General features: G+C 52.3%; 5 protein-coding genes. 1 reads left to right on the forward strand and 4 read right to left on the reverse strand.

Annotated features, from left to right (window positions below; all coding sequences use genetic code 11):
- Positions 1-22: 22 nt before the first annotated feature.
- From APA10_RS03430 to APA10_RS03445, 4 genes are read right to left on the reverse strand one after another with little or no spacing between them, the layout of a single operon-like run.
- The gene (locus APA10_RS03430; RefSeq protein ID WP_003630785.1) at positions 23-1,474 is read right to left on the reverse strand and encodes a TolC family protein; all 1,452 of its coding nucleotides are present in this window, start codon (positions 1,472-1,474) and stop codon (positions 23-25) included.
- Positions 1,475-2,602, reverse strand: coding sequence for an ABC transporter permease (locus APA10_RS03435; RefSeq protein WP_003630788.1), 1,128 nt, complete (start codon positions 2,600-2,602; stop codon positions 1,475-1,477).
- Positions 2,602-5,337 (reverse strand): ribosome-associated ATPase/putative transporter RbbA, encoded by a 2,736-nt coding sequence (gene rbbA, locus APA10_RS03440; RefSeq protein ID WP_003630790.1) that lies wholly within the window; start codon positions 5,335-5,337, stop codon positions 2,602-2,604. Before rbbA ends, APA10_RS03435 begins: the two co-directional genes overlap by 1 nt.
- Positions 5,337-6,320, reverse strand: a complete 984-nt coding sequence (locus APA10_RS03445; RefSeq protein ID WP_035366381.1) for an HlyD family secretion protein — start codon at positions 6,318-6,320, stop codon at positions 5,337-5,339. The genes rbbA and APA10_RS03445 overlap by 1 nt, the downstream gene beginning before the upstream one ends.
- 407 nt (positions 6,321-6,727) lie before the next feature.
- On the opposite strand from APA10_RS03445, the gene APA10_RS03450 reads away from it, so the two are divergent.
- Positions 6,728-7,024 (forward strand): SelT/SelW/SelH family protein (locus APA10_RS03450; protein ID WP_080587113.1); only part of this gene is annotated, 297 nt, incomplete at its 3' end.

The following is a 7,024-nucleotide window of genomic DNA, read 5'->3' on the forward strand; positions in this document are numbered from 1 at the left end:
CGCAGCAATGGGTGCTAGACTTTTACCGCTTGGTTGTTTGCGTATCCCAGCCACCGCCCAAAGCCCGCGCAAGACGCACTGTTGCCAACGCCTGCCGGGTTTGGGCACTTACCAGTTCATCCTGAGCGGAAATCTTTTTTATCCGGGTTGTCAGAATATCCTGCATGGTAAACTGCCCGCCTTCATAAAGCCCTTGTGCCTGAGTTGTGGCGAGAGAGAGGGATGAAACTTCTCCGCTCAGGCTGGCAATATTCTGGTCTGCGCTGGAACGGCTTTCATAGGCATCTTCCACCTCTGCCAAGGCTGTCAGAACCGTTTGATCATACGATGCCACAGCCTGCTTTAGCTGAGAGTCCGCAGCGCGTATCTTGGCCTGTATGCGCCCAGCCGTAAAAATAGGCAGGTAGGCATTCACAGCCATAAGGCCGCCAGAGCCGGATACGCCCGGAATACCATCAAACCGCAAGCGTCCATCGCCACCAAAAAACTCTAACCCAAAACGCGGTAGCAAATCTGTTTTTGTGCTGATCAACCGTTCCAGATTGGCTTGCACAATATTCTTTTGCAGCAGCACATCTGGCCTACGCTCCAGCACTGTAGAGGGCAGTTCTGTAGCAGGGGGCGCTGGCACCCGATATTGAGCCGGTGCTGATAGATCCGGCGCCTGTTCCGGCGGCAGGCCGGATAGAATAGCCAGCCGATGCCGGCATGCATCAAACGCGGCAACCAGTAATGGCCGTTGTGCCTGCACCTGATTGATCTGGGCCGTTATGGTTTCCAGATCAGCCCGTGTTGTCTGGCCTGCATCAAACCTCGCTGTGGCATACCGCAAAAGCTCCTGTAGCGTGCGGGCAGATTGATCAAGCAACGCAATGCGTTGTTGCAGCCCACGCGCCGTAAGGTAATTGGCGGCCACATCTGCCGCAATGGCCATGTGTGTGCCATGCAGCACATCTGCCGCAGCCAAGGCCATATGTTGCGCTGCTCGCTTACGGGCACGGTTGCGGCCCCAGATATCTGGCTCCCACGCCATGGTTATGCCAGCCAGATGCCCATCTGTTGCCGGATCCTGAATATCAGGGTCTGCCATTTTCATAAGGGGCGGCACCGGGTGCCGCCAGTCCACACCACCACCCATCATGCCGCCCGTGGCACCAATGGTAGGATACAGGGCAGATTTGGCCATTTGGGTATAAGCGCGAGATTCCTGCACGCGCTCTTGCGCCATGCGTATTTCCGGGTTGGCAGCCAGCGCATTTTGCACAAGCTGATCAAGCAACGGGTCCTGCCATGCTGTCCACCAGTTTGTCAGGTCCGTAGGTTGTGCATCCTGCGGTGTAGCGCTGAACTGCGCCGGAACAGCCACCTGGGAAGGCGGCAGTTTGGTATGGAAAGGAGAGCACGCCACCAAGCCAGTGCAAAGAAGAGTGCTGAACAATAAGCGCGTAGAGGAGGAAGAAAGGAACATCAGCATTCAATCCTGGCGGGCAAGCATGGAACGGAAGCGAAGCAGCGCCATGGCAAGAAAGAGAGTAGAAGAAAACACAATAGCCAGCAGCGAAGGCCAGATGCTTTCCAGCCCCGCACCGCGATACAGAATGGATTGTGAGATTTTGACGAATTGCGTGGTAGGGAAAAACCGCACCAAGGATTGCACAGCCTCTGGCATACTTTCCACTGGAGTAGCCGCGCCAGAAAGCAGATAGGCCACCGCATAAACCGGCACCACCAAAAGCCCGAACTGCGGCATGGTGGGCGCAATGGTAGCCAACATCATCCCCAGAGATGTTACCGAAAACAGATATAAAATAAGGCAGGCAGCAAATAGTAAAGGCGAGCCAGAAATAGGCACAGCCAGCCCGATATGCACAACAACCCAAAGGGAAAGCATGCTGGCTACAAAGATAACAGCACCATTTGCCAGAATTTTCCCAATAGCAATCTGGCTGGCGGAAACCGGCAGAACAAGCAAATGTTCAATGGTGCCGTGCTCACGCTCACGAATAACGGCTGCCCCAACCAGCACAATGGAAAGAATTGTTGCGTTGGTGACAACCTGCATAACAGACGTAAACCATGCAGATTCACTGTTCGGGTTAAAACGAATACGGCTTTCTGGATGAAACGGCATAAGCTTGTTGATATCGGGGGAGTGAAGCTGCGCCTCTACTTCACCCAGAAAAATCTGTTGCAGATAAACACTGCCAAGCCCGGCCTGCGTCATGGCCGTGGCATCAATCAGTTCCTGTATCTGTGGCGTGCGGCCTGCCAGTACATCGGCTTCAAAACGCGGTGGAATATCAATAACGAAATTGTAGCTTCCGTTATCCATACCCGTTTTACCGTCAATACGGTTGGTCAGGGTAGGGGGCTTGAAATAAGGCGGCAGCACAACAGAACGTAATTGGCGCGAAAGAGCTGAGTTGTCTTCATCAATAAACGCAACTGTTGCGTTTGCAACATCCACACGCACCCCATGCGCCACAAGAACAATGGCTGCAGAAAATGCAAAAACAATTAGGCCCATCAGCACAAAATCGCGCATCAGGCTGTGGAATTCCTTGCGGCATAGCAGGCCGACATTTATGAGCCAGCGCAGCATCACGTATCCTGCTTTTTCAAGAAAAGACGGGCCCCCACCATGTAAAGCGCGGCAAAACCACCCAATGCCAGATACATGGAAAGAAAGGACCTAATACCCAAACCCTTTGTAAAACTACCAAGGCTGATAAGCTGAAACCACGAAGCCGGAAAAGCTTTACCCAAATAGTAAGTAAAGCCGGTAAGTGTTGAAACCGGGTACAGCAAACCCGAAAAATTGGCAGACATAATCAGGCAAATAATGGCCGTGCCAAAAATGGCCGCCACTTGAGAACTGACAAAAGTTGAAATCAACAGCCCCAGACCAGTACTTGCCAGAATATACAGCGTGGCCCCAATGCTCAGCCCAATAAAGGAGCCCTTAAGCGGCACCCCCAGAACGGTAACAGAAAGCGCCACCAGAACCAGATACGCCATACCGGCCAGCGCAACATAAGGAAGTTGCTTGCCCACCAGATACTGCCCGGAACTAGCGGGGGAGGCATACAGGTTCATAATGGAACCAATTTCTTTTTCCCGCACAACACCAAGTGCTGTGAGCATGGTGGGAACAAGAATAAGCGCCAGCATGATGGTGCCGGGTGTCATGGCAAAAATGCTGCGGAATTCCTGATTATACACAAAGCGCGGCACAATGCTTACGGGTATCAGGCTGGATGTTACAGAAGCCGGCAGTGTTTTCTGCATGTTTGCCATATAGGTTAACAGCACGGCATCTGTGTAAGAGCGCACATTGGCGCTTAAAAAGGGCATGGAGCCATCAATAACCACACCAATGGCCGGGTTACGCCCTGCGGCAACATCTCGCCCAAAACCAGGGGGGATATCCAGCCCCATTGCAACCTGCCCATGGCGTATGCGTGTTTCCAGCGTTTCGCGATCTGGCGAGAATGCGGTTTCCTGAAAATAGCGAGAGCCCCGAAACTGCTCCACAAGCTCTCGGCTGGCATGGGTATGATCGTAATCCACCACGGTGTAGCGAATGGTGTTGATATCGAACGAGATACTATAAGCCGAAATAAGCAGCAGAATGGTCGGGCCAAGAATGGCGAACATCAGGCGCAGGCGGTCACGCATCAGTTCCACAGCCTCACGCCGGGCAAAGGCCCAGCAGCGCGAAAACCAGCGTATGTAGGGTGGTATTGTCCGCATTGCGCCCGTTGCTGCCGAAGCAGCCTGCTGGGGCTTGGCAACGACTATGGAATTCCCAGCCTTTTCCAGGCACGAAATAAACGCATCTTCCAGAGTAGAAGCGCCTTCCTCCTGCGTAATTTCGGCAGGGGTGCCCATAGCCAACACCTTCCCCTTATCCATCAGAGAGATGCGGTCACACCGGGCGGCTTCGTTCATGAAGTGCGTAGAAACAAAAATGGTCACATGCTTCTGGCGTGAAAGCGCGACAAGGTGCTTCCAGAACATGTCTCGCGCTGCCGGGTCCACGCCAGAAGTGGGCTCATCCAGAATAAGAATATCCGGGTTGTTAATGCAGGCGGCCGCAAGTTGCAGCCTTTGCCTAAACCCCAAGGGCAGGCCCGTTGGGCGGCTATCGGCCTCATCCGCCAACTGAAAGCTCTGGAGCATGTTTTCAACACGCTGTTTGGCCTCGGTTGAGGAAAGCTGAAAAAGCTCTGCCTGCAACATCAGATTCTGGCGTACCGTCAGTTCTTCATACAAAGAAAAACCCTGAGACATGTAGCCAATACGCATACGCGTTTTCATGTCTCCCGGTGTTATCGGGCGACCAAACAGGGTTGCTGTGCCGCTGGTAATATCCAACAACCCTGTCAGCATTTTCATGGTGGTGGATTTACCGCAGCCGTTAGAACCCAGAAACCCGAAAATCTCACCCCGGCGGATACGGAAGCTTACATGGTCAACTGCCGTGAAAGATCCAAATTTGCGCGTCAGGTTTTCGGCATCAATAACCGGAGGGCTGCCATCATCCTGATAAGGTGGAATTGCAAAATCAGAAATTTCCTTCTGATCCGCCGCAGGCAGCAGTGAGATGTAAGCCGCTTCCACCGTTGTGGTATGAGTCTGCTTCTTCACCTCATCTGTGGGGCCTGAGGCCAGAATACGCCCGTCATTCATGGCCACCAACCATGAAAAGCGCTCGGCTTCATCCATATAAGCGGTTGAAACAATCACGGTCATGGAGGGGCGTTCAGCCCGCATTTGCTCCACCAACGCCCAGAACTGACGCCGAGAGAGTGGGTCCACCCCCGTTGTAGGCTCATCCAGAATGAGCAGGTCTGGCTCATGCACCAAGGAGCAGCACAGGCTGACCTTTTGCTTCATCCCACCAGAAAGGTGACCTGCGGGCCTATCAGGGAAAGGCGCAAGACCTGTGGCATCCAGTAGATGCGTAATGCGGTTGGCGCGGGTTGTAGCATCCAGCGCAAATAGCCGGCCAAAAAAGTCGATATTTTCACGCACGGAAAGGGTAGGGTAGAGGTTCTTGCCCAACCCTTGCGGCATAAAGGCCAAGCGGGAAAGAAAAGCCTCCCGCTCGGCTCTGTTGCTGATATCCACTCCAAGTGTGTGAATGGCCCCGCGCTGAAGGTGCCGAACCCCGGCAATCAGCCCCAGAAGTGTTGATTTACCAACACCATCCGGGCCGATAAACGCAATGGTTTGCCCAGCAGGAAGGGTGAGAGAAATATCGTGCAGAACATTACGCCCACCATAAGCATGGCTTACGCCTTCAACACGAATTTCAGAAGCCGATGCCCTCATTATCTGGCATCGCCAGACAGTGCTGCTTTGGGCCATGCCGCATCTGGCCGTTGCTTGATATAACCTTCACCCGTCATCCCGGCTTTTAGCAGTGTGCCCAGTCGCTTCTGCTCATCTGCGGTTACGCGCAGTTTAACACGGTATACAAGCTGCTCTCGCTCGGTAGCTGTTTCCACATATTTGGGGGTAAACTGGGCCTGACTATCAATAAAGGAAACAGTGGCAGCAACCGGCGTATCCATTCCATCAAATCGGATGCGCGCTTCATCACCTATTTTTAGGTTGCTGATGGATGCTGTTGGGAAAAACAGCGTCATGTAAGGATCCACCGGATCCAGCATGGAGTACACCCGCCCACCCGGCGGCAGAACACTGCCGGTTTCAATAACACGGTATTCAATCCGGCCGGAAACAGGGGCGCGGATGGTCATATCATCCAGCACGGTTTGAACCTGATTAACCTGCGCTGCGGCACCTTCCTTGGCATGTAGGGCCTCCTGAACCGCCTGAGAAGCTGCGTTTACTGCGGCCAGTGCTGTTTCAACCTGCGTGCGCCGTTGCGTAACCTCCATATCGGAAACGAGGTTTTGTTGCCGCATCTTCTGGGCATGGCGCAGCTCATCACGCGCAAGTTGCAAGGCCGCCTGCCGCGCCACAAGTTCAGCCGAGGCTCGACCAGCTGCGCTTGCTGCGCGATTTTGTTGCGCACTTGCCTGATCGTATTGTGCCTGAACAGCCGCTTTATCTTCCTGCGCAAGAATTTGGCCAGAGGTTACGTTATCACCTTCCTGCACCAGTAACTGCGTAATGCGCCCCGGATATTTAACGGCCACATCCACACGGGTAAATTCCAACCGACCATTGCCGTAAATGATACCATCAGGAACACTTTGAGCCACTTGATGCTCATGCCATGCGAACGCTCCGCCCGCGACCGCAAAGAGAGAAAGAGCGATAATTGCAATTTTGGCAGGAGCTTTCACAATAAACCTTGCTAAAAAACGGATCACAACACATCAAAGCGCAGAATGCAGACGAGGCAATATGATTAAATTATGACACAATGGTCAAGTTATTATTTTCTACACACAAATTCTCTCCAAAAAACCTGCATAGACCATGATTTTCTAAAGCTATTACAGAGTAAAAGAGAGCTAAAAACACCTCAATGATCTTGATCAAAACAGCCACAAAAACGGATTGAATCTTACAGAACACAAATTGACATTCTGTTCATTTTTAAAAGCGCATTTGCACCGCATGCACTTCAATAAACTCTAACAAAGTTATTACATAAAAACGTCTATATCGCTTTAAAAATAGACCTTACTGCAGCAACCCTATAATGCGCTCATTCGTCTTTAAAATTATCCGCGTAAAAAAATGGAACATGCTCATGCCCTTGCCTCGCGTTTCTATTTACTACTGCACACAGTGCAATTGGCTTTTACGTGCAGCATGGATGGCGCAGGAACTTCTTTCCACTTTTGGAAATCAGCTTGGTGAGGTTGCTCTCTGCCCTGACACAGGTGGAAGATTTGAAATTCGCGTAGATCACGAAGTGATATGGGAACGCAAGAGAGACGGTGGCTTCCCCAACCCCAAAGAGCTTAAGCAGAGGGTCAGGAACATTATCGACGCGGATTTCTTCTGTGGTTACCGTCCGTTATGCAAGAGTTTTCTGACC

Origin of the sequence: Acetobacter pasteurianus subsp. pasteurianus LMG 1262 = NBRC 106471, from assembly GCF_000285275.1 — a bacterium.
In the GTDB taxonomy this organism is placed as follows: Bacteria; Pseudomonadota; Alphaproteobacteria; order Acetobacterales; family Acetobacteraceae; genus Acetobacter; species Acetobacter pasteurianus.

Bases quoted from the DNA above. Each gene is read 5' to 3' on its own strand.
- APA10_RS03435 (WP_003630788.1), bottom strand. From the start codon at position 2,602: ATGCTGCGCTGGCTCATAAATGTCGGCCTGCTATGCCGCAAGGAATTC.
- APA10_RS03430 (WP_003630785.1), bottom strand. From the start codon at position 1,474: ATGCTGATGTTCCTTTCTTCCTCCTCTACGCGCTTATTGTTCAGCACT.
- rbbA (WP_003630790.1), bottom strand. From the start codon at position 5,337: ATGAGGGCATCGGCTTCTGAAATTCGTGTTGAAGGCGTAAGCCATGCT.